Source organism: Streptomyces sp. NPDC093064, from assembly GCF_044754605.1.
Taxonomy (GTDB): domain Bacteria; phylum Actinomycetota; class Actinomycetes; order Streptomycetales; family Streptomycetaceae; genus Streptomyces.
In genome coordinates this window covers 56,429-75,985 of record NZ_JBIVPK010000017.1, presented here as the reverse complement: position 1 = coordinate 75,985, position 19,557 = coordinate 56,429, and the positions used below count along the sequence as shown (strand labels likewise).

Annotated in this window: 20 protein-coding genes and 1 riboswitch; of the genes, 11 read left to right on the top strand and 9 right to left on the bottom strand. The window is 69.8% G+C overall.

Annotation, left to right across the window (positions count from 1 at the left end):
• Nucleotides 1–14 precede the first annotated feature (14 nt).
• Nucleotides 15–215 (top strand): hypothetical protein, encoded by a 201-nt coding sequence (locus ACIQFZ_RS21635; RefSeq protein WP_365778487.1) that lies wholly within the window; start codon nt 15–17, stop codon nt 213–215.
• Between the two features lie 668 nt (nt 216–883).
• On the opposite strand, the gene ACIQFZ_RS21630 is transcribed toward ACIQFZ_RS21635, so the two are convergent.
• From ACIQFZ_RS21630 to ACIQFZ_RS21615, 4 genes are read right to left on the bottom strand one after another with little or no spacing between them, the layout of a single operon-like run.
• The gene (locus tag ACIQFZ_RS21630) at nt 884–1,156 is read right to left on the bottom strand and encodes a hypothetical protein (protein WP_402691919.1); all 273 of its coding nucleotides are present in this window, start codon (nt 1,154–1,156) and stop codon (nt 884–886) included.
• Between the two features lie 21 nt (nt 1,157–1,177).
• Nucleotides 1,178–1,630, bottom strand: coding sequence for a hypothetical protein (locus tag ACIQFZ_RS21625; protein ID WP_383060069.1), 453 nt, complete (start codon nt 1,628–1,630; stop codon nt 1,178–1,180).
• Nucleotides 1,627–2,640 carry a metallophosphoesterase family protein gene (locus tag ACIQFZ_RS21620; protein WP_376651583.1) on the bottom strand — a complete coding sequence of 338 codons (1,014 nt, stop codon included), beginning with the start codon at nt 2,638–2,640 and terminating at the stop codon, nt 1,627–1,629. The genes ACIQFZ_RS21625 and ACIQFZ_RS21620 overlap by 4 nt, the downstream gene beginning before the upstream one ends.
• Nucleotides 2,640–2,933 carry a plastocyanin/azurin family copper-binding protein gene (locus ACIQFZ_RS21615; protein ID WP_383060071.1) on the bottom strand — a complete coding sequence of 98 codons (294 nt, stop codon included), beginning with the start codon at nt 2,931–2,933 and terminating at the stop codon, nt 2,640–2,642. The genes ACIQFZ_RS21620 and ACIQFZ_RS21615 overlap by 1 nt, the downstream gene beginning before the upstream one ends.
• A 293-nt stretch (nt 2,934–3,226) precedes the next feature.
• On the opposite strand from ACIQFZ_RS21615, the gene ACIQFZ_RS21610 reads away from it, so the two are divergent.
• The 4 genes from ACIQFZ_RS21610 to ACIQFZ_RS21595 all read left to right on the top strand — a co-directional run bounded on the left by ACIQFZ_RS21610 (nt 3,227) and on the right by ACIQFZ_RS21595 (nt 6,478).
• Nucleotides 3,227–4,141 carry a sigma-70 family RNA polymerase sigma factor gene (locus ACIQFZ_RS21610; protein ID WP_402691918.1) on the top strand — a complete coding sequence of 305 codons (915 nt, stop codon included), beginning with the start codon at nt 3,227–3,229 and terminating at the stop codon, nt 4,139–4,141.
• A 25-nt stretch (nt 4,142–4,166) separates the two neighbouring features.
• On the top strand, nt 4,167–4,955 hold the full coding sequence (locus ACIQFZ_RS21605) for a zf-HC2 domain-containing protein (RefSeq protein WP_365427051.1): 789 nt from the start codon (nt 4,167–4,169) through the stop codon (nt 4,953–4,955).
• Nucleotides 4,956–5,336: 381 nt separating this feature from the next.
• The gene (locus ACIQFZ_RS21600) at nt 5,337–5,765 is read left to right on the top strand and encodes an ATP-binding protein (RefSeq protein WP_365427049.1); all 429 of its coding nucleotides are present in this window, start codon (nt 5,337–5,339) and stop codon (nt 5,763–5,765) included.
• 182 nt (nt 5,766–5,947) lie between these two features.
• Nucleotides 5,948–6,478 (top strand): hypothetical protein, encoded by a 531-nt coding sequence (locus ACIQFZ_RS21595; protein ID WP_365427046.1) that lies wholly within the window; start codon nt 5,948–5,950, stop codon nt 6,476–6,478.
• A 738-nt stretch (nt 6,479–7,216) separates the two neighbouring features.
• On the opposite strand, the gene ACIQFZ_RS21590 is transcribed toward ACIQFZ_RS21595, so the two are convergent.
• Complete coding sequence (locus ACIQFZ_RS21590; protein ID WP_402691917.1) at nt 7,217–7,780, bottom strand: TetR/AcrR family transcriptional regulator; 564 nt, start codon at nt 7,778–7,780, stop codon at nt 7,217–7,219.
• Nucleotides 7,781–7,867: 87 nt separating this feature from the next.
• On the opposite strand from ACIQFZ_RS21590, the gene ACIQFZ_RS21585 reads away from it, so the two are divergent.
• The 4 genes from ACIQFZ_RS21585 (at nt 7,868) to ACIQFZ_RS21570 (ending at nt 12,391) form a co-directional block, all read left to right on the top strand.
• The gene (locus ACIQFZ_RS21585; RefSeq protein WP_402691916.1) at nt 7,868–8,677 is read left to right on the top strand and encodes an SDR family NAD(P)-dependent oxidoreductase; all 810 of its coding nucleotides are present in this window, start codon (nt 7,868–7,870) and stop codon (nt 8,675–8,677) included.
• Nucleotides 8,678–8,793: 116 nt separating this feature from the next.
• Complete coding sequence (locus ACIQFZ_RS21580; protein WP_402691915.1) at nt 8,794–9,114, top strand: hypothetical protein; 321 nt, start codon at nt 8,794–8,796, stop codon at nt 9,112–9,114.
• A 107-nt stretch (nt 9,115–9,221) separates the two neighbouring features.
• Nucleotides 9,222–9,917: an epimerase gene (locus ACIQFZ_RS21575; protein ID WP_402691914.1), complete on the top strand. Its 696-nt coding sequence runs from the start codon at nt 9,222–9,224 to the stop codon at nt 9,915–9,917.
• Between the two features lie 875 nt (nt 9,918–10,792).
• Complete coding sequence (locus ACIQFZ_RS21570) at nt 10,793–12,391, top strand: phosphodiester glycosidase family protein (protein ID WP_402691913.1); 1,599 nt, start codon at nt 10,793–10,795, stop codon at nt 12,389–12,391.
• A gap of 165 nt (nt 12,392–12,556) precedes the next feature.
• Here ACIQFZ_RS21570 and ACIQFZ_RS21565 read toward each other — a convergent pair whose 3' ends face one another.
• The 3 genes from ACIQFZ_RS21565 to ACIQFZ_RS21555 all read right to left on the bottom strand — a co-directional run bounded on the left by ACIQFZ_RS21565 (nt 12,557) and on the right by ACIQFZ_RS21555 (nt 16,391).
• Entirely contained in the window at nt 12,557–12,760 is a 204-nt protein-coding gene (locus ACIQFZ_RS21565; RefSeq protein WP_365778501.1) for a hypothetical protein, read from the bottom strand.
• Nucleotides 12,761–12,791: 31 nt separating this feature from the next.
• Complete coding sequence (gene mgtA, locus ACIQFZ_RS21560) at nt 12,792–15,506, bottom strand: magnesium-translocating P-type ATPase (RefSeq protein WP_402691912.1); 2,715 nt, start codon at nt 15,504–15,506, stop codon at nt 12,792–12,794.
• Between the two features lie 401 nt (nt 15,507–15,907).
• Nucleotides 15,908–16,079, bottom strand: a riboswitch (M-box (ykoK) riboswitch).
• 30 nt (nt 16,080–16,109) lie between these two features.
• Complete coding sequence (locus ACIQFZ_RS21555; RefSeq protein ID WP_376651579.1) at nt 16,110–16,391, bottom strand: hypothetical protein; 282 nt, start codon at nt 16,389–16,391, stop codon at nt 16,110–16,112.
• A 160-nt stretch (nt 16,392–16,551) separates the two neighbouring features.
• Between ACIQFZ_RS21555 and ACIQFZ_RS21550 the strand changes: the two genes are divergently transcribed.
• Complete coding sequence (locus ACIQFZ_RS21550; protein WP_402691911.1) at nt 16,552–17,082, top strand: GNAT family N-acetyltransferase; 531 nt, start codon at nt 16,552–16,554, stop codon at nt 17,080–17,082.
• A gap of 51 nt (nt 17,083–17,133) precedes the next feature.
• Here ACIQFZ_RS21550 and ACIQFZ_RS21545 read toward each other — a convergent pair whose 3' ends face one another.
• Nucleotides 17,134–18,864, bottom strand: coding sequence for an ABC transporter ATP-binding protein (locus ACIQFZ_RS21545; protein WP_402691910.1), 1,731 nt, complete (start codon nt 18,862–18,864; stop codon nt 17,134–17,136).
• A 203-nt stretch (nt 18,865–19,067) separates the two neighbouring features.
• Here ACIQFZ_RS21545 and ACIQFZ_RS21540 point away from each other — a divergent pair, with 203 nt between their 5' ends.
• Complete coding sequence (locus ACIQFZ_RS21540) at nt 19,068–19,553, top strand: transposase (protein ID WP_383060085.1); 486 nt, start codon at nt 19,068–19,070, stop codon at nt 19,551–19,553.
• Nucleotides 19,554–19,557 lie beyond the last annotated feature (4 nt).

Here is a 19,557-nt window from a genome sequence, read left to right as displayed (position 1 = left end):
AGCAGTACGACCAGATGGTCAAGTACGCCACCACGCTGCGCCTGGAGACGACGGAGGCGATTGGGATTGATGACTCGCCGAAGCTGACCGGCCGCAGCGCCATCGCCGCGGCGGGCGTCGACCAGGCGGTGAAGGCCGGCGCGCACGTTCACGTCGCCGGACGGCACGGCGTGGGCGGGCGCGACCATGGGCGCGCTGACGCGAAGGGTAGGTAGGCCGGTCCGGCCTACGGGCGACTACACCGGCAGGCTGCCGCGAGCCTGAAGTGCGGCCCCTTGTCACCCCGCCCACCGAAGAGGCCCGGGCGCTCTGCCACGTGTTGGCCGCCCAGACCGGCCTTGCGAGCAGGGGCAGACCTGCCACGGGGGGGAGCTGGCCTGCCCCTGCACGTTGGCACCCGCGAGCCTCCCCCTGGAGTGCAGGTGCCTGACCCCGCCCGGGGTCACTACGTACAGCGCCACACGAAACCGGAGTGTCACGGGGGACGGTGGATGGTTGCAAGGTCAACACCCCTGTAAAGAGCGCCTCGACACTACAACGTCGCAGTCGAGGCACAAAGAGTGACGGCGCCACCGCGTCTCCTCGGCTTGATTCCGACCACCGCGCATACCGCACCGATCCGGGCCGCCGGCGCACGCCGACACCGGTGGGGAGAATGCCCGGTTGCGTGTGACGGCGGGACCCCTGGCCAGTGGTGATGCCGGTCAGGGGTCCTTGGCGCGAACAGCCGACGTCAGCCGTCGGACTCCGGCGACGGGTTGTGGGCGCCCGACACGTCCTCCGGCGCGAAGATCTTGTCCTCGCCAGGGGACGGCTTCTTCCGTAACACTGCCCGACTGCACACTGCCCGACTGCACATCGCCGGGCGGCAGCACAGTTCCGGTCAGTTCCGCCGGTGGTGGAGCAGGGCGGCCCGTAGGTCGTGCTCGGTGATTTGGTCGGCGGGGCGGTGGAGTGTCCAGCGGCGGGCCTCGCCGTCCATGGGCAGTACGGTGACGACGGTTTCCAGTGGTGGGTGGCCGGGTTCGGTGTAGGTGAATTGGCGGATGACGACGGCGGTGTCGTCGTCAAGGCCGAGCACGGCGCGCACGGTGTCCCTCAGTGCGCGCAGGCGCGGAGTCAGACCGGCGGCTGCTGGTCGCAGTTGCGGTGGCATGGAGGGAGACTCCTTGGTTCGTCACTTTGGTGGTGTGCGGGTGGTGGCCTGGTCCCAGACAGGTGCCCTGCGGGGAGGCCGGGCAGCGCGGTGTTGCCTGGTCGCGACTGCCTGCCAGATGGCGAGGAGCAGCAGGGTGCCGGTTTCGGCCAGGATGCTGAGCAGGGCCTGCGGGGCAGGCTGCAGGCCGTGTTCGGTGAATCCGAACACGCCCACGGTGCGGGAGGCGGCGAAGCCGCCGAGGGCGCCCAGCGCCACCCCCGCGGCGGCGAGCTTCAGCAGTGGAGGCATCCCGATCAGCAGCAGCGCGGCGACCGCGAAGGAGACACTCGCCTGGAGCAGGAACAGGGGGCCCACGACGGGGATGAAGCGGTATTCGTCGACGTAGAGGCGGGCGTGGATGTACCCGCTCCCGGCGAGCGTGGCGGCGATCGCGATGCGCACGGCCGGGGCGAGGAGTCTTCCGGCGGTCATGTCAGCCTCTCGTCCTTGATCGCCAGCTCCCGGTCGCCCTGCCGGTAGCCCACGGTGCGGATGCCGAGCGCGTCCTTGAGCTGCCGGGCGGGCACGACCTGCGGAGTCGGTGCGGAGGCCCGTCCGGGCTTTGGCAGCGGATAGGCCGTGGTGGTGGCGGAGTGGAAGGTGATGTTGCCCTCCGTCTTGGTGAACAGTTGGTGGACATGCCCGTTGAGGCAGGTGACGGAGGAGAAGCGGCGCAGGAGCGCGATGACGCGCAACGCGTCGTCCGTACTCCAGCCCCACTGCGGGTACATGGCGAACAGCGGGATGTGGCTGAAGACCACGATGGGTGTGTCCGGCGGCAGTCCCGTGAGGTCCTTGCGGACGAACTCGATCTGCTCGTTGCCGAGATGACCGAGCTTTTCCAGGCTCAGGGTGTTGACCAGGGCGATGAAGTGCACGCCGTGGGTGTCGAAGCTGTACCAGCCGTCGCCGAGCGTGCCCTTGCCGAAGGTCTGCCGGTAGGCGCGTCCCGCGTCGCCTATGGAGTCGTGCTCGCCGGGCACGGTGAAGACGCGGTCGGTCCGCATACCGGTCATCATCTGCCTGACCTGGTCGAACTGCGAGGGTGTGGAGAGGTGGGTCAGATCGCCGCTGTGCATGACGAAGTCGGGCCGGAAACCGAGCGAGTCGACCTGGTGGATCGCCTCGGAGAAGGAGCCGGCCACGTCCATGTTCGCCGGCCCCTGGAAGCCGATGTGGCTGTCGGAGACCTGCACGAACCGCAGTGCGCCGCTCTCCGTCGTGCCGGCTCCCGCAGCCGCGGTTCCGGCGGCGGTTCCGGCGGTGCCCCGCCTGTCGGCGATGTGGCTGATCACCTCACCACTGGCCACGGTCAGCACCACCGCCCCGCCGAACCACCCAGCATGCCGGAGGAGTTGGCGCCGGGACATGCCGTTCGGCCCGGTGGGCGGCTCGGTGGCGTCCAGCGGTTCTCCTTGGTGAGGGTCGTGGTACTCGGTCATCAGGTCACCTCCACGGTGGCGGTCATGAACGGATGGATGGTGCAGAGGTAGCGGTAGGTGCCGGGTTTGGTGAACGTGTAGCGGTAGGTGGCGTGGGTGGACAGGGCGGCCGAATGCAACGGGCCACCCGATCCGGCGCTGGTGACGGTGTGGGCATCGGTGTCCTGGTTGGTCCAGGTCACCGTCGTGCCCGCTTTGACCTTCAGCGCGGCCGGGGCGAACGCGAAGTTCTTGATCGCAACGGCGTTCCTCGGCACCGGTGCGGACGGCGTACTGCTGCTCGGGGGGCTCATGGGCATGCTCATGCTGGGCAGGGGCGAGGCGCCGGGAGCGGAGCCCGCCGCGTTTCCCGGTCCGGAGGCACCGGGCATGCCGGCCGTCTGGTGCTGGCCCTGTCCTGGTGTGATGGCGCCGGCACCGGTGGACGAGGAGTGCGACGACTGGCCGCATGCGCTCAGGAGTCCCAGCGCGCCGACGGTGGCGAGGGTGGCGACGGCAAGCCCAGCCGCAGCGCGTGATCGCCGGCCTGGTGTACGAAGGTGCGGGTACATGATGTTCGTTCCTCACGATCAGGTTGAGGCGCGGGATGCGCCTGCCGAGTGCGCGCAAACGAGGCGAAGGCGCAGGCGGCGTACGGCAGTTCCCGTCCGCGGGCCGTGAACGGCTTGGAGGTATGGGCGAGAAATGCCGTGTATGTCGGCTCTCGTCTGACTCCACGGGCGGCGGGGTCGTACGGTTCGGTCGATACGCACTTTTCGCGACACTTTCTTTGGGTCGCTGCAGATCGGCCGACCCTCCGGCGTTCCGCACGCGCAGCCCTGGCGATACGCACAGAGAGTCACCGCTTCTGTGCACTGCATCACAGGACAAAGCAGTAAATGTGCATAATGATCGTGTTATGCCCTGGAGTTCCCGAAAACGTGGCCCAAGGACCGATCCGGATCGCTCCGCGAGCCGTGTCTCTGGTAAAGGGGCCCTTTCGGCCACGGACGAGGAACTGCTGCGCACCCTGTATGCCGAGCACGCGGGACCCCTGTTCCACTACGCGCTTCGGCTGACCTCAGGAGATCGGCAATGGGCGGAGGATGTCGTGCAGGAGACACTGCTCCGGGCGTGGCAGCACCCCGTCGCGTTCGACCCCGCACGCGGCCCGGCCCGGGCATGGCTGTGCACGGTCGCCCGGCACCTGGTCATCGACGCCCACCGGGCCCGGCAGGCCAGGCCGGCCGAGGCCGGCGGCGAGGCGCTGGAGCGAGCCGCCGAGCAGACGCCGGGCGAGGACGAGATCGAGGAGGCACTGCAGAGCTGGGCAGTTGCCGACGCCCTCCGGACGCTGTCCCCGGACCACCGCGCGGTCCTGCTGGAGACCTACTACCGGGGACGGACCATGGCGGAGGCCGCACGGGTGCTGGGCATCCCGCTGGGCACGGTGAAGTCGCGAACGTACTACGCCCTGCACGCCCTCAGGCTGGCGCTGCGGGAGCGGGGCATCGAGTCATGACCATGCCATGCAGGAGGTGGCGACCATGAGTGCGGAGCACGACGCCCTCCGGCTGGCGCTGGGAGGATACGTCCTGGGCGCGCTGCCCCCGGCAGAGATGGAACAGGTGCGCGACCACCTCGCGGGATGCGCCGAGTGCCAGGCGGAACACGCACAGCTGGCAGGGCTGCCCGCGCTGCTGGCGACGGTGACCGCGGCCGAAGCCGCAGTTCAGACGGTGCCGGCTGCCGACGCGGAGCTGGCCGATCGGCTGGTGGCGCGGGCAGCCGAGAGCGCGCAGGGCTCTCCGCCCGCGCGGCCCGCCGCGGCTGGGGCGCCGCAGGCACGCGAGGCGGGGGTGCTGGAGAGGCTGCTGCAGCAGGCTGCGGCCCGGCGCCGCAAGACGTGGCGGCTGCAACTGGCGGGCGCCGCCGCTTCCCTGATGCTCCTCGCGGGAGCGGTCGGCGGCACCTGGCTGGCGACCATCGGGTCCGTGGTCAGTGAGGCGACGCCGCCCGGACCGACCACCCCGGCTCCGTCGCGCACCTTCTCCGGACACAATCCCACCACCGGCGTCACCGCTTCGGTGAAGGTCTCGCCCTCTGCCTGGGGCAGCGTCCTGCAGGCCTCCGCCAAGGGGGCGCCCGCCGGGATCACCTGCCGGCTGCAGGCGGTCGGGTCCGGCGGGGTCAGGGCGGACGGCGCCACCTGGCGGGCGGGCGAGTACCCTCCCGGCACCACGGTCCCAGGGGCGGTCCCCATGTCTCCGGGCGCCATCGACCACTTCGAGATCGTCGCCGGCAACGGTCAGAAGCTGGTCACGATCCGAGCGTGAGATCGCCAGGAGTGCGCCCGACCCTGAGTCGGGCGGACTCCTGGCGCACCGGACCACGGTCGCTCACGGGACTGCGGCCCGCTCCCCTTCTGCGGTTGCCGAACCAGTGGGACCGGTCGCCCTCGCCGTCAATTCCCGCGAAGAAGGCCAGTCCTTGGCCGACTTGACGCGTGAGTGCGCAGCCGGGACGTGCTCCCCGGTCTTGACCTGAGCAACAAGAAGTGGAGCAAAAGGAGCGAATTACTCGAACCGTTCGGCATGCGCCGTCCGTGGAACTGAATGAACACTCCGATGCAGGATCCGGCATACCGACCGCCCTACGAACGCGTTCGCGGTCTCCACGTTCCGGTCTCCGCACATGCACAGAAGAGTCAGAAGACCATGTTCGTAACCGATTCCCCCCGCCCGAGCCCACCGATCTCCCGGCGTTGCCGCCACGAGGCACTGCTCGCCCTGCCCGCGCAGGAGGCGCACGTCTCCGCCGCTCGTCACCTCGCGGCCGATCTGCTGGAGACCTGGTGTGTTCCCGAGAGCGAGCGCGAGTCCGCCGTTCTCATCGTCGACGAACTCGCAGCCAACGCCGCCCAGTACGGCCGCGAGCACATGACCCTGCGGCTCGTCCTCGATCACGGCACCCTGAACATCGTGGTCAGTGACTCCGGAACGGCCGTGGAGCGCCGTCGCCCCGACATCGCCCCGGACGAGCACGGCCGCGGCACCGGCATCGTCCAGTACCTCGCACAGTCGACCGAGGTCCACCAGACGTGCAGCGGCCGCGAAGTCCGCGCCTGCCTGAGGTGCTCGGCATGACCGGCCCCGGATTTCCGTGCGAGCCGCCACCCCTTGCAGGGCCTGGCACCGCGGCAATGCGTCGGCTGCCGGCCACCGGCGGCCGCCGCGGCACAGGATCACCCGACGACCCCCACGAGTGGGCCCTCGCGACCCACAAGCCGTGCCCCATCGATGTCTGTCCAGCCCCGGTCCGGGGGCCCGTGCGATCCCTGACGAACCCACCGGTCCTCGACCATGGCAACCTGGACCGCGGCAATCTGGACCACGACACGGTGGCGTGCACACGCTGTGGCGCCCGCCCCGCCGTATCGGGGAAGGACATCACCCCGAACACCGGCGAGGACGTCGACGCCCCGCCCCCGCACCAGGCATACGCGAACGCGCCCGACCTGCGCCGCGAAATGCACCGGTTGCTTGCCCTCGAAGCCGAGCGCGACGGCCGCCAGGCCAGGACCGTCACCGGCCCGCCAATCGACGCCGCGGTCGCCGAACGCGCCTGGCTGCTGCGCCGGGCAGCCCTCATGGACCGTATGGCCCTGGAAAGCCCTGGCCCCGGCCCGGCCGGCGCCGCCGCACAGACCGCCGAGCAGCTCCTGCGGCACGACCGCCGCCGTCCCGACCTGGTGGCCGGGCCGTACCGACCCGACACCATCACGCTCGGCCCCAGCTGCCGCCGCTACGTCCGCCAGGAATACGCCGCCTGGGCGTCCGCGGGGCGACCCGGCACCTGAAACCAGCCGACGCGACAGCCGGCCCCGCCCCGCCTCACTCGCCTCCGCCTTACGCTTCCTGCACCTGCGCGCAGGCAGGCCCACTCCCTGGGCCATCGCCGTCACCAGCGGCAACCAACTCGACGAGGACTACATCGCCGGCCTCCTCGACAGCACCGCCACCGGCCCCTGGGAAGGCATCCACCGCCTCGTCCAGCTCCTCGACCGCGAACCTCCTACTTCCTGCCCCTGTGGGAAGCCGAAGCCCCCCAGCCGGCAACTCCCTCCAGCCACTGCTCGCCAAGCCCCCAGTCCGGGAAGACCCACCGCCTCCCAGCACCCGCGTCGAAGGACTCCACACCCCCGACCGTGCCCCGACCTTCGGGCCCCTCCTGCATCTGGCTCCGGTCGCCGCAGCCTCGCCCACGTCATACACAGGCGGTCTGGGTCAGGACAGCGACAAGGTCTTCCACCCCGGCGAGATCGTTCCGCCGCCCGGATTCTTCCCGAGTGATGACCGCCGGCGGGCAGAATCCTGCTCGGCGACAGGCGCGGAGCGTCAGGGCGACGAGGGAGGCATGCACCCACGGCAGCAAGCCGCTGCAGCCGAACCAAACAGGCTTCCCAGTGCGCGCCCGGAACCGACGCGGCCCCGAGCTCACCGAGCGGCTGCGTGAGCCGGCACTTTGCGTCGCACCGCCGTTGCCGGTGTCGCCGTGAGGCCCAGCCACCGTGGCGCTCGACGTCGGGCTGTATTGCCTATGGTCGCAACGCGACATTGACGGCCAAGCTGAGCTTGTCGACGAATTCCGAACGGTCGGCAACGCGGTGCTTCCAACCCTCGCCGGCTGCGGCCAAGACTTCGGCGATCTGGCGCGACGTGACTTTGCCAGCGGGCTGGCCAGAGGCGGCAATCGCCTCGGCGAGCGCGTCGTGGAAGGCACCCCGGTAGTCGTCGTACATGCTGTCGAGCTTTGCTGTGCCCTGCTCCAGCAGGTCCTCGACGCCCTCGTTGAGATGCGTACCGACGTAGCGGCCCAGATTGGCGTCGAGCGCGGCCACCAGACGAGCGTTGAGGTCCACATCGGGTGCGGTGAGCGCCGTTCGGACATCGCCCAGGGCATGGTCCAACTCCTGCCGCATGGTCGCGCGGAACAGGTCCTCCTTGTTGGAGAAGAGGAAGTACAGACCCGGGCGGGAGATGTCCGCGGCTCGGGCCACTGCGTCCATCGACGTCTTGCGGTAGCCGAAGGTGGCGAAAACAGTCAGGGCCGCAGCGAGCACCTGCTCGCGGCGCTGGGCATCTCCCCGGGGTGTGGACATAGGCGCACTGTACAGGATGAGCATGATATACAGTAGTTGTAGTTTCTGTTTAGTACGGCTGAGGCCGCACCTCCGAGAGGAAGCATCATGAGCAAGACCGTTCTGATCACCGGCGCCGCGACCGGCATGGGCGAGGCGATCGCCTCCGAGTACGCCAAGCGCGGCTGGAATGTCGTGGCCACCATGCGTGACACCGCCAAGGCCAACCCGGCCTTCACCGACCTCGCCAACGTCCTGCTCACCCGCCTTGATGTCACCGACCACGCCAGCACCGAGCAGGCCGTCAGGGAGGCGATCGATCGCTTCGGCGCCATCGACGCCCTCGTCAACGCCGCCGGCTACGGGCAGGTCGGCACGGTCGAGGAGATCAGTCCAGACCAGCTGCGCGACCAGTTCGAAACCAACGTGGTGGGCGTCGTCCAGGTGATCCAGGCCGTACTCCCGCACATGCGGGAACGAGGCTCCGGTCACATCCTCAACATCGGCTCCATGGGCGGCCACGTCAGCCTGCCCACAATGTCCGTGTACTGCGCTTCCAAGAGTGCCGTGCAGAACCTGACCGAGGGACTGGCCGCGGAGGTCGGCCCGCTGGGTATCCGCGTCACCCTGGTCGAGCCGGCCGGCTTCAACACCCAGTTCACGACCAACTCGAAGCTCCCCGCCACGACCATCCCGGCCTACGCGCCCGCCTACGAAACCATGGCCGAATTCGACAAGCAGGCGGTCAGGGGCGACCTCGTCAAGTCCATGGCGGCCGTTGCCGACATCACGGGCATCGACGAGCCCCCGCTTCACCTGGCCGTGGCCACCGCCGGCCTGGAGATGGTGCGGGGCCGCTTCACCGAGCTGATGGACGAATACGCCCGCTGGGAGCCGGTCACGGCCGGCACCGACTGACGGCGACACCCCCAGAGCACCGTTCGCGGACGACCTCCAGCGGGCCGACGCCACCGGACTGCCTTCATCCGGAAGCGGCGGCCCCGGGCGGTGTCACTGGGTCCCGAACCACGGGTATGAGGCTGTTGTCCGACGCGTCTGGCTCGGCCGCACTCGAGCAGGGCGATGCGGCGCCGGTGGTCCTGACCCACCAGGGCGCAGGCCGCGACCTACCCGGCTATGCCGGGCACCAATACGGCTACTACAAGACACACCCTCAGATCGTCCGGCCGACCGCTTGGCGGCAACTGGAGCGCCCCGAGTACGAGTTGCCCCAGGCCATCCACGACATGCACAAGGCAAAGGTCGACCAGATCACCCAGGCGTGGGAGGACAGGCGCGTCTTCGATGTGCTGCCCGCTGCGGAACTGCGTGACCTGAGTTCGTGCTTTCCCTGAGCAACACCCGCTCACGCCCGCCATGGGCGTCGGCATCGATAGCGAGCACCGTCACTGCCACCGTGGTGCTGCGCACCTGAATCTCCCCCTCTCCCTGGAGCCTGTCTATGAAAGTCGTTGTCTTCGGCGCGTCCGGCATGATGGGACACGGCGTACTGCGTGCCTGTCTCCTCGACCCCACCGTCACGCGTGTGCTGGTGGTGGTCCGCCGCCCGCTGGGCATCAGCCATCCCAAACTGCGGGAAGTCATCCACCAGGACTTCACCGATCTGTCCGCCATCTCCGAACAACTGGCCGGTTACGACGCCTGCTTCTACTGTCTCGGCATCTCCTCCACCGGCCTCGGCGAGGCCGAGTACACCCGCATCACCTACGACTACACCCTCGCTGCCGCACGTGCCGTGTCCGCGTCCAACCCCGGACTGACCTTCACCTACATCTCGGGAGAGGGCACCGACAGCAGCGAACGCGGCCGGACCATGTGGGGCCGCGTCAAGGGCCGCACCGAGAATGCCCTGCTGGCCATGCCGATGGACGCGTACATGTTCCGCCCCGCCTATATCCGCCCCCGCCACGGAGCAGTCTCCAGGACCCCGATGTACCGGCTGCTCTACGGCCTCACCTCGTGGCTCTACCCGCTGCTGCACCGCCTCGCCCCCCGTCACACCACGACCACCGAACACATCGGCCGCGCCATGCTCGCCGTCACCCGCCCCGGAGCGAGCGAGCAGCGGATCCTGTACAGCCCGGAGATCAACCGACTGGGCAGCGAGAGCGAAACCACCGCCACGAAGACAGGGTGATTGATCACCACTGCACTGGTGCCGCAGATCCACGCCCAGCGCCGCCGGGGGCCCCGCTACGCCGGGAGCCCCGGCAGGGGGCTCCCCTTGCATCGGCCACCGGCCGGCCCCGCGTTTCTCTGGTCGATTCGGCGTGCCGCGCCAGGCGTTTCGGTATAGGTCCGAGTCGTGTTCCGCGGTTCCTCCAGCGTGCCGATCACACTTTCGTGTACCAGTGGCAGCGCTGCAACGCCCGAGGCACCGGTTGCGCCTCCATCGCCGGCGCCACCCGCACCACCTACGGCCTCGCGGCAGCCGACGTCGGCAAGCGACTGCGGATCAACGTCACAGCCACCAACGTGGACGGGCACAGCACCGCCCGCTCGGCAGTGACCACGGTCGTCAAGAAGAAGTGCCCATCGGCCGCACTGCATTGCCGCCACAAGCTCGGCGATGCGGTGCGGCCGCCCACGCGACTCGTGACGCTCGGTAGGTTCTGCGGCATGCCAGAGCTCGCCGACCCAGGGCCTCACCACGGTGCCGCGGAGCTGGTTCAGGGCCGCAGGCCGGGCTCCCTTGTTCACCGTCGTCCCACAGGACATCGGCCGCCGAAGTCGAGTGCGCCCCGGCTGTCGGCGGTGTGAGGAGCGAACAGCGGGCCGGGAAGGTTCTTGTGACGGCGTCTCATGGAGTGTCGGCACCTCCGATCATTCACGCATGTATGTCGGTGTCGTCTCTTCTCCGTACCGAACAGGTCGCCGGGCTCGGCTGGACTGCGTCCGTTGATCGGCCGGTGCGAGCGCGCAGTCGGCCCTCCCGGACATCGAGTGAGTGAGGGTTCCATGGGCAACACAGTCGGAACACGTGCGAGCGGTACCTGGCGCACCCGCGGGGGCATGCGCACTCGAGTGGCGCTGGCCACCGCCCTCGTGCTGACAGCCGTCACCCCCTGGGGGGTCTCCGGCGTGGCCCAGGCCGCCGCTCCGGCAACGGCCGCTGCCGCCGCCGACTCCTCCACGGCGCAGTGGACCACGCAGACTGTCGCACCCGGGGTCGAGGTACGCACGGGCGTCCTGCGGCATGCGGACGCCGCGCCGACCTGGACCGTCACCGTCCAGGCAGCCGCTGTCAACCGGCTGACCGGTGCCGCCTCTTGGGCCCCGGTGGGTGACCGCTCCTGGGCCGAGGCCACGACGCAGCGGCTGCGCGACACCGGCTTCGCTCCGCAGTTGGAGGAGGTGGTGTGGCCGGACTACGCGGATACCCCGCGCGGCGCCATGGGCTGGCGGCTGCGGGTGGGTTCGTATCCGACCCAGGCCGCGGCGACGAGCGCGGGCAAGGCACTCACCGCGGCCGGGTTCCGGACCGCGGTGGACTGGACCGGCTACGACGCCGAGCAACCGGCCGACCGCGAGAGCGTCCACGTCGCAGTCGTCGACCCGCACCGCTTCCAGGGCACGGTCGAGGGCACCCACCACGGCAACGTGGCACAGCGTGAGACGACCTCGTCGGTCGCCGCCGGGCTGGGCTCCCTGATCGGTGTCAACGCAGGCTTCTTCATCACCTCCGACGCCGACGGCGTGCAGGGCACCTCGGCCGGGGTCGCCGCCTACGACGGTGAGCTGCAGTCCATGGCCGCCGGCAGCCGCGCCGCGCTGATCCTGGAGAACGGCGGTCGCAACGCCCGCATCGCCGACCTCACCACCACGGTCACCGCGCGGGCGGGGGCCGCCGCCTTCCAGGTGCAGGGGATCAACCGCGTACCGGGCAAGGTCCGCAACTGCGGTCGCCCCGGGGGGACCCCCACCGAGCAGCCCCGCCAGGACCTCACCTGCCAGGTCGGCGACGACCTGGTGAAGTTCACCCCGCAGTTCGGGGCCGCACTGCCCAGCGGCAGCGGCACCCAGGTGGTGCTGGACACCGCCGACCGGGTGGTCTCGGTCGGCGCCCGAGGCGGCACGGTCCCGGCCGACGGCTCGGTGCTCCAGGGCATCGGCGCGGCTGCCGGCTGGCTCTCGAACCACGCGGAGCCCGGTAAGAAGATCAAGCTGAAGGACGTCGTCCGGGACACCCACGGCCGGAAGGTCGAGCTCGGCCCCGGTGACAGCATCGTCAGCGCAGCTCCAACGCTGGTGGAGGACGGGCAGATCCACATCGACGCAGCCGCCGAGGGCACCCTCGACCCGCTGGACCTGTCGTTCGGATACGCCTGGTCGAATGCGCGTCAGCCCCGCACCATGGCCGGCATCGACCACCAGGGCCGACTGATCCTGGCCACCGTGGACGGCAGGCAGCCCGGTGTCAGCGAGGGCTTCACGCTGACCGAGGCCGCGCACTTCATGCGCTCCCTGGGCGCGGTGCAGGCGCTCAACCTGGACGGCGGCGGCTCCTCCGCGATGGCGGTGGACGGACGGCTCGTCAACATCACCTCCGACGCGACCGGTGAGCGCCCGGTCGGCGACACCGTGCAGGTACTGCCGGCGCACCGCAACTGAAGCCGATCGCACCGTTCCGCAGGTGTCCGGTCTCCAGACACGGCCCGGGGGCCGATAGGGTTCCAGCTCCCGGGCCTGCGGCCGCACCGCGCAGCCCCGCCGGCCCCCGGGCCCGCAGACCAGCCACCCGATCCCGGTCCGGTGTGGCTCCAGCGTGAAGTCACCTCAGGGCCGGAGCCCAAGTACGCCGCCAAGGACGCTGAACTCGCAGCGCCGGAACAAGGCGAGGAAGAATCGCGTCTGCTGCTCCGTTTCGCCGCCAAAGCCGAAGTGGTCTCCGTGGTGGAGGTGGACGAGTTTTCCGGTGACGTGGGTGGTGTCGCCGGAGCGGCGTACTGGGGCGGCCACGTGCAGGACGCTTGTGAGCATAAGGAACCTCCTGATCAGAGGTGAGGACAGGTCACAGCCAGCTGTTGAAACGCCGGATGAACCAGGTCTTCACCAGCTGGGTGAGGACGCAGTACGCGAGCAGAGTGCCGATCAGCCACGGGAAGTAGACCGCGGGCAGCGGCTGCAGGCCGATGGACGCACCGAGCGGAGTGAAGGGCAGTGCGATGCCGAAGGCCATCACGGCCGCCGTCATGACCATCACCGGCACGGATGCCCTGGACTGGATGAACGGGATCTTGCGGGTGCGGATCATGTGCACGATCAGGGTCTGGGAGAGCAAGCCCTCGATGAACCAGCCCGACTGGAAGAGGCTCTGGCTGCCGACGGTGTTGGCGGAGAAGACGTGCCACATCAGCAGGAAGGTCGTGATGTCGAGGATCGAGCTGATCGGCCCGATGAACACCATGAACCGGCCGATCCCGCGTGCGTCCCAGTTCCGCGGCTTGCGCAGGTACTCCGGGTCCATGCGGTCCCAGGGGGTGGCGAGCTGTGAGATGTCGTAGGAAAGGTTCTGCACCAGCAGGTGCAGCGGCAGCATCGGCTGGAACGGGATGAAGGCGCTCGCGACCAGGACCGAGAAGACATTGCCGAAGTTCGAACTGGCCGTCATCTTGATGTACTTGATGGTGTTGCCGAACGTCTGCCGGCCCTGCAGCACTCCCTGTTCGAGAACGGTGAGGTCCTTCTCCAGCAGGATGATGTCCGCGGACTCCTTGGCGATGTCGACGGCGGTGTCGACGGAGATGCCGACGTCCGCGTCACGCAGCGCGGCCGCGTCGTTGATGCCGTCGCCGAGGAAGCCGACGGTGCGTCCGCCGCGCTGCAGAGCGCGGACGATACGTGCCTTCTGCACCGGGTTGACCTTGGCGAAGACCGTGGTACGGGCGGCGAGTTCGGTCAGCCGATCGTCGTCGAGGGCGTCGACGACGGCTCCGGTGACGACCTCGCCCACGTCGATGCCGACGTCGGCGCAGACCCGCGCGGCGACCAGTTCATTGTCGCCGGTGACGACCTTGACGGTGATTCCCTTGTCCGCCAGGGCGTGCAGCGCCTGGGCGGCGTCGGCCTTGGGCGGGTCGAGGAAGGCGAGGAAGCCGGCCAGGGTCAGCTCGTCCTCGTCGGCCACCGTGTAGGAGTCGCGGGTGGCGGGCAGGGAGCGGGTGGCGACGGCCAGGACGCGCAGGCCCTGTCGGTTGTGCTCCTGTGCGATGCGGGTGACCTGGCGGCGCAGTTCCCCGTTCAGTTCGATCCGCTCTCCGCGGTCGGTCATGTGGGTGCACAGTGCGAGGACTTCCTCGACGGCGCCCTTGGTGATCAGGGTGTGCTCGGCGGCCGCGGCGACGCCTTCGTCGTACGTCTTGCGGCTCAGGACCACGGACATGCGGCGGCGGGCGAAATCGAAAGGTATCTCGTCGACCAGGGTGAAGCGGGCGTCGACGACGATCTCCTCGGCCTCGTTGACGCGGTCGAGGACCGCCTGGTCCATCAGGTTGCGCAGGCCGGTCTGGAAGTGGCTGTTGAGGTAGGCGTACTGCAGTACCTCGTCGTCCTCGCGGCCGTGTGCGTCCAGGTAGCGGTCCAGGACGATGCGGTCCTCGGTCAGAGTGCCGGTCTTGTCGGTGCACAGCACGTCCATCGCGCCGAAGTTCTGGATCGCGTTGAGTCGCTTGACCACGACCTTGCGCCTGGACATGGCCACCGCGCCCCGCGCCAGGTTTGCGGAGACGACCATGGGCAGCATCTCCGGGGTGAGTCCGACCGCGACGGCGATGCCGAACAGGAACGCCTCGTTCCAGTCGCCCTTGGTGAGGCCGTTCACCGCGAACACCACCGGGACCATGACCAGCATGAACTTGATCAGCAGGAAACTGACCTTGCGTACGCCGGTGTCGAAGTTGGTCTGCGGGCGCGCGCCGGCCAGGGAGCCGGCCATCGAACCGAAGTAGGTGTCGGACCCGGTGGCCACCACGACGCCGGTGGCGGTTCCGGAGGTCACGGAGGTACCCATCAGGCAGAGGTTGTCGGCCTCGACGGGATCAGCGGTCTCCCGCTGACCGAGGTCCCGGGTGCGGGTGTCCGCCTTGTTCACCGGCAGGGACTCGCCGGACAGGGCGGATTGGCTTACCGTCAGGTCCTTTGCACTCAGCAGTCGAAGGTCGGCGGGCACCAGATCTCCGGCGGCGAGCTCGACCAGGTCGCCTCTGACGACCCGCTCCATCGGCACTTCGAGGGCCGAGGGAGCCGAGCCGCCCGCCGTGTACCGGCGCACCCTGGTGGTCGTGGTCACCAGCGCCTTGAGTGCGGCGACCGACTTGGCGGACCGGTACTCTTGCCAGAACCGAAGCAGCCCGCTGAGCAGCACCATCGTCGACAGGATCAGCACACCAGGGTCGGCCGGGTCCTGCCAGTACATCACGCCGGCCAGGAAGACCAGGACGGCGATGAACGGGTTCCCGTACGCCTGGGCCAGCTGGACGTACCACCGGGGTGTGCGCTCGTGAGCGACGACGTTGGCGCCGTCCCGCTCCAGCCGGGCCGCCGCCTCGGCCTCCGTCAGGCCCGGCCCGGGGCTGTCGGTGTCGCGCAGGACCTGCGCGGCGGGTGTGCGGCTGATCTCCGCAAGCCGCCTGCCTGCCGCACGGGTGCCGGCCTCCAGTTCGGCCGTCCTGCGCTCGCGACGGTTACGGCCCGGCGGAGCCAGGCGCTCGGGGGTCATCGTGGTCATCGAAGTACCTCCCTCCACGCACGACGGCAGGCGTGACCGCACGGCTGAGCCGACCGCGGCGCGGAGTAGTGAAGAAGGCACCGGGGCAGCACAAGCGCCCCCATGCCGGAAAGGATCAGGTAACGGCGGGACAGGAGAACAGGCATGCCGCGGGCCGCACCCCGGAGGATGCGGAGAACAGCCGCGCAGCGACTGCGGGCCAGCTCAGCGGTGGTTCACAGAGCCGCGAGGGCGCGGGTGCGGACAGGTACACGGCGGGCCGCAGCGGAAAACCGGAAGGCCATCAGGGCGATATGACTGTTACTCGGACTACTGCTGTCGCAGTCCATATCTCTCGCCTCCTTCCGGCCGGGGCGCGCGACGCGCCGTACGACTCGGCAAGGAGCGACCGGGCGGATCCCGGCTCACCCCAACTCGTCAGAGCTTTGGCACTCCACGGCGTGATCCCCTCGCGGGGAAGCCACTTGGGGTCACCCCTTAATTCGGGGAGACCTGTCCTGATCCGGAGCGTCTCTCGACGGGTGGGATCAGTGGCCTGTGTCCGTGAAGACGCCTCACCGAACGAGGTGCCTGCTGCCTTCGAACAAGCCATACTGTACCCCACTACTTGCACATGAACGCAAGTAGTTCTTCGGCCGGGCTGCCGCCGCGTGCACGGTTGCCAAGGGGCCAGGTGGCGAGACCCGGCGTGAGGGGGCGGTCGGCGGTCCATGAACCGACCGACACCTGCTTGTTGACGTCGTCGCTGTCCACGTAGAGGGTCGCGCCATCGATCTGATGTCCGCAGACCATCATGACGCCGACCAGATGGCCGTCGGCGGTCACGGAGATGCCGGCGACGGCGTCGGCGGGAACGGTGCATCCTGAGGTCGCGGCCAGGGCCACGCCGACCGTCTCGACCTGGCATGCGGGACAGCCCTACGAACGGCCTGATGGAGTGGTGGCCCTTCGCGCTTCGTGAGTAGAGTTCAGGCTTCGTCAGGTATGGCTCTGCGAGGCGATTTTCGGTTGAGGCGTGGAGACCGGGCTGGCACAGTCCTGAGCCATGACGATCAACGTTCGGCCGCTGTCCACTGACGATATCGGCACGGTCGTGGGGCTCTCTCTACGTGCTTGGCAGCCCGTGTTCGAGTCATTCAGGAAGATCTTGGGGGTGGAGATCTTCGAGCGGGTGTACCCGGATTGGGCGGCTGGTCAGGCCCGTGCGGTGGAGTCGGTATGCCGGGCTGAGGGGACTCGGGTGTGGGTGGCCGACTATGACGCGCGGCCTGTGGGTTTCGTGGCCACAGTCATCCACGCGGGTCCGGTGCGCGGGGAGATCGACATGGTGGCGGTTGATCCCGACCACCAGGGGCGCGGTACAGGTGGCCTGCTCGTTTCCTTCGCGGTCGAGCGCCTGGCTGAGGCTGGCGTGCCGGTCGTGGAAATTGGCACCGGTGGCGATCCTGGGCACGCACCGGCGAGGCGGGTGTATGAGAAGGCCGGGTTCACACAGTTGCCCCTGGTGAGGTACTACAAGGCGCTGCCCGACGAGACTCGATCGGGGGAGAACGCCTCGACGTCGGAGCTAGGTTGAGCGGCTGCATGCATCGGGGCGCTGCCACGTTGTCGGGTGGCCTTCCCATGCTCACCGGGTGAGCACTCGGGAGAACGCCCCGCCGGTGCGGGAGAGTCCGTCCCATGTGCCGGTCTCCGCGATCCGGCCGTTCTCCAGGACCGCGATCCGGTCCGCTCGCCGTACCGTCGCCGGCCGGTGGGCGATCACCACCGTCGTACGCCCCTGGGAGGCGGCCGTGAGCGCCGCGGACAGCTCCTCCTCCCCCGCCGTGTCGAGGTGGGCCGTCGTTTCGTCCAGGACCAGGACGCGCGGGTTCGTCAGCAGGGCCCGTGCCAGGGCGATGCGGGAGCGCTGCCCGCCGGAGAGGGTCGCGCCGCGCTCGCCGACCTGTGTGTCGTACCCGTCGGGCAGGGCCTGTGCGATCCGGTCTACGCCGCAGACGCGGGCGGCCGCGTGCAGTTCGTCGTCGGTGGCGTCCGGGCGGGCGAGACGGAGGTTGTCGGCGAGCGTGCCGTGGAAGAGCGGCGTGTCCTGGCCGACGACCGAGACGGTACGGCGCAGCTCCTCCTCCGCGAGCTCCCGCAGGTCGACGTGTGGATCACGGGCCCCGGTCAGCTCGACGGCGCCCTGCGTCGGGTCCCAGAAGCGCGCCAGCAGGTGCGCGCAGGTGGACTTTCCGGCGCCGGACGCCCCGACCAGTGCGAGCGTCTCGCCTGCGTGGACCGTCAGGTCGAGGCCGTCGAGCACGGGCGCACCGCCGTAGTCGAAGCGCACGCCGCGCATGCGGATGCCCAGGGGTCCGGCCGGCGCCGGGCGGGGTGCGGCGGGCGCGGGCGCCCCCGCCCGGGCGTGGATCGCTGCGTCTACACGGGACGCCGCCGCGCGCAGCCCTGCCGCCTGACCGAGCGCGGCGGCACCGTCGGCGACCGGGGCGAGGACGCCGAGCGCTAGTGCCATGGCCGTCGGCGCCCAGGCCCCGCTGAGCGAGTGCGCGGCCGTCCCGACCACCCCGACGACGGCCGCCACCACGAGCAGGTCGCGCACCGCCGCCGCGCCGGCCTCCCACGTGTGCTCGGAGCGCTGTGCCTCCCCCAGCCGCTCGCCCGTCCCTCGCAGACGGGCGCGCTGCCGCTCCAGCGCGCCGAAGGTGAGCAGCTCGCGCAGCCCGTCGACGGTCTCGACCGCCTCCGCGGACAGCTCGGCGGCTGCCCGGCGGGTGCGGGCACCGCGCGTCGCCCGCGCCCGGCCGTCCAGGAGCGGCCCGAGGACGAGCAGCGCGGCTGCGGGCAGGACCGGGGCCAGCAGCCAGGTGTCGACCACGGCCAGCGCCGCCGCGCCGGCGGCGAATACGGTGCCGCCGGCGAGGATCTGCGCGACGGCGTGGGCGTAGAAGAACTCCAGCGCCTCCACGTCGGTCAGTGCGGCCGCCGCCAGGTCGCCGCTGCGTCGTCCGGCTATCCGCGCGGGCGCACTGCGGGCCAGCCCGTCGAAGACCCGTACGCGCAGCTCGGCCAGGACCCGGTACGCCAGGTCGTGCGACAGGTCCATCTCCCGCCAGGTGGCGAGCGAGCGTAGCAGGACCAGTGCGACGAGGGCGGTGACGGCGGCCGGTGCCGGGATGGAGTGCTCCACGACCGCGGTACCGACGCTGTGCGCCGCGAGCGTCACCAGCGCGACGAGCGCCGTCTGGTCGAGGAGTGCCGCGCCGAAGGTCCGTGCCGTCATGGTCCTGTGCGCCGCCAGTACCGGCAGCAGGGCCCGCAGGGAGCCGCGTTCGGTCCCGGTCACGATGGGGGTCACGCCGCCCTACCTTCTCGAGTGCGTCCCACGAGTTCGCGATTCTGGGACAGCGCGGGTGGGGCGTGGGTGGTTTTCATGCCGGCTGCCCTTGATGGCTCAGGCGGCTGATCCCCCTGCCCCGCCACTTCTTCCGGACTGCTGATCAGGCTCTGCGGACCATCGCTTGGTAGGGCGGGGACAGGCAGGAGGAGTCGCGCCGCACGTTGCTGAACATCATCGGCACAATCGCCAGTCCGCTCACGGCGATGCTGCTGGCCGAAGGGCCGCACTGCGTCCACGTTCCCGGCCTGGCAGTGAACCGGGCCCGACGCGGCACCCGCGGAGGAGAGAACAAGTCCGACCCGCGCGACGCACAGACCATCGCCGAGCAGGTCTTGCTCCGCGACGACTTGCGCGTGGTCGACCTCCCGGACGAACAGGCCGTCGAACTGCGGCTGCTGGTCAGCCACCGCACCACGCTCGTGATAGAAGCCACAGCCCGCACCTCGCGGCTGCGTGACCTGCCGGCCGGCGTCCACCCCGGCCTGGAACGAGCAGTGGACCCCGCCGGGAAGGTCCGCTACTCGCGCTCCGCCACCGGCGGCGACAAAGCCCTCACACGCGTCTTCTACCAGGCGTCGGTTCTGTACGCCATGCTCCGTGACCGTCAGCCCTTCCAGGCCCGGCCACCCCTGCGTCTCGTGGCTTGACAAC

Coding starts and splice junctions, on each gene's coding strand:
- ACIQFZ_RS21635 (WP_365778487.1), top strand. CDS start 15: ATGGTCAAGTACGCCACCACGCTGCGCCTGGAGACGACGGAGGCGATT.
- ACIQFZ_RS21630 (WP_402691919.1), bottom strand. CDS start 1,156: ATGCCACCGCAACTGCGACCAGCAGCCGCCGGTCTGACTCCGCGCCTG.
- ACIQFZ_RS21625 (WP_383060069.1), bottom strand. CDS start 1,630: ATGACCGCCGGAAGACTCCTCGCCCCGGCCGTGCGCATCGCGATCGCC.
- ACIQFZ_RS21620 (WP_376651583.1), bottom strand. CDS start 2,640: ATGACCGAGTACCACGACCCTCACCAAGGAGAACCGCTGGACGCCACC.
- ACIQFZ_RS21615 (WP_383060071.1), bottom strand. CDS start 2,933: ATGAGCCCCCCGAGCAGCAGTACGCCGTCCGCACCGGTGCCGAGGAAC.
- ACIQFZ_RS21610 (WP_402691918.1), top strand. CDS start 3,227: ATGCGCCTGCCGAGTGCGCGCAAACGAGGCGAAGGCGCAGGCGGCGTA.
- ACIQFZ_RS21605 (WP_365427051.1), top strand. CDS start 4,167: ATGAGTGCGGAGCACGACGCCCTCCGGCTGGCGCTGGGAGGATACGTC.
- ACIQFZ_RS21600 (WP_365427049.1), top strand. CDS start 5,337: ATGTTCGTAACCGATTCCCCCCGCCCGAGCCCACCGATCTCCCGGCGT.
- ACIQFZ_RS21590 (WP_402691917.1), bottom strand. CDS start 7,780: ATGTCCACACCCCGGGGAGATGCCCAGCGCCGCGAGCAGGTGCTCGCT.
- ACIQFZ_RS21585 (WP_402691916.1), top strand. CDS start 7,868: ATGAGCAAGACCGTTCTGATCACCGGCGCCGCGACCGGCATGGGCGAG.
- ACIQFZ_RS21580 (WP_402691915.1), top strand. CDS start 8,794: ATGAGGCTGTTGTCCGACGCGTCTGGCTCGGCCGCACTCGAGCAGGGC.
- ACIQFZ_RS21575 (WP_402691914.1), top strand. CDS start 9,222: ATGAAAGTCGTTGTCTTCGGCGCGTCCGGCATGATGGGACACGGCGTA.
- ACIQFZ_RS21570 (WP_402691913.1), top strand. CDS start 10,793: ATGCGCACTCGAGTGGCGCTGGCCACCGCCCTCGTGCTGACAGCCGTC.
- ACIQFZ_RS21565 (WP_365778501.1), bottom strand. CDS start 12,760: ATGCTCACAAGCGTCCTGCACGTGGCCGCCCCAGTACGCCGCTCCGGC.
- mgtA (WP_402691912.1), bottom strand. CDS start 15,506: ATGACCACGATGACCCCCGAGCGCCTGGCTCCGCCGGGCCGTAACCGT.
- ACIQFZ_RS21550 (WP_402691911.1), top strand. CDS start 16,552: ATGACGATCAACGTTCGGCCGCTGTCCACTGACGATATCGGCACGGTC.